The sequence below is a fragment of the Corallococcus sp. CA054B genome, from assembly GCF_003611625.1.
GTDB lineage: Bacteria > Myxococcota > Myxococcia > Myxococcales > Myxococcaceae > Corallococcus > Corallococcus coralloides.
Window position 1 is genome coordinate 1 of sequence record NZ_RAVY01000395.1, and the last position, 1,063, is coordinate 1,063.

Annotated in this window: 1 pseudogene; it reads right to left on the reverse strand. The window is 74.6% G+C overall.

The features are described 5' to 3' along the window. Positions 1-1,063, reverse strand: a pseudogene (locus D7V80_RS42080) (hypothetical protein); the annotation flags it as partial.

A 1,063-nucleotide genomic window follows, 5' to 3' on the forward strand; every position in this document is an offset into this window, starting at 1 on the left:
GCGGGAGATGGCCGTCTCGCTGTCGTTCAGCAGGGTCTGTGGCGCGGTGTGGGGCTGGGTGACGCGGAGGCTGTCCTGCGTGGCGGACCGTGAGGGCCGGGGACGGGAGTCCTCGGCGCTGGTGTTCGAGGCGTCGCGAGGAGGGCGGGGACGCGAGTCTTCCGCGCTGTTGTTCGAAGCCTCGCGAGCCGACCGGGCCCGTGCAGCGTCGGAGCCGTTCGCGGCATCGCGAGGAGGCCGGGGACGGGAATCCTCAGCGGACCCATTCGCGGCATCCCGCGCGGAGCGGGACCGCGCATCCTCACCGGAGGCACTGAAGGCCTCACGCGGCGGTTTGGGCCGAGCCTCCTCGGGAGGCGCGTTGAAGGCTTCACGCGGCGGACGGGGCCGCGAGTCCTCGGCGGATCCATGGGCCGCATCACGGCCGCCGCGCGAACGCGGATCCTCGGAGCCATTGGCGGAGTCCCGCCCGGAGCGCTGCCGTGCGTCGTCCGAGGCTCCATCCCGAGCGGACCGGGAACGGCCTTCCTCGGACTCCCGTCCACCTCGAGCACGCGGCTCGTCGGACGGCGGCACGAAGGACGGCGGCTCCTTCGCATGCCGCGCCTTCGGGTCCTCGGCAGGCTGCGCGCCCATGCGCGACATCGGCGTGAGGATGGTCTCCCCTTCGACGTAGCCGGGAGACGCCGTCACGGGCGCCGTGATGCGCAGCGATGAATCGAGCATCACCGGAGGCAGGGCCGGCTGGGTGCGCACGCCCGGTTCGGAATCATCGGGCTGCGCGGACATCTCATTCGTGGGCGGAGGCGGCCGGAGCGTCTCCGTGGGAGGCGACACCCGGCGCGAGGACGACTGCGCCGCGGGCTTGCGGACCGCCAGCTCCTCCGTCGTGTTGCGGCGGCCCCCCGTCCCGGCAGCGGGAGCCGGCGCCTTCGCCGGAGCGGGAGCCTTGGCAGGCGCCGGGGGCGAGCGGGGCGGCGGCGCGCTCACGGGCGGAAGCGTGGCCGGCTCCGGGACGTCCCCGCCCCGGGCGAGCACCTGCGCCACCTGCGTCTCGCTGGAG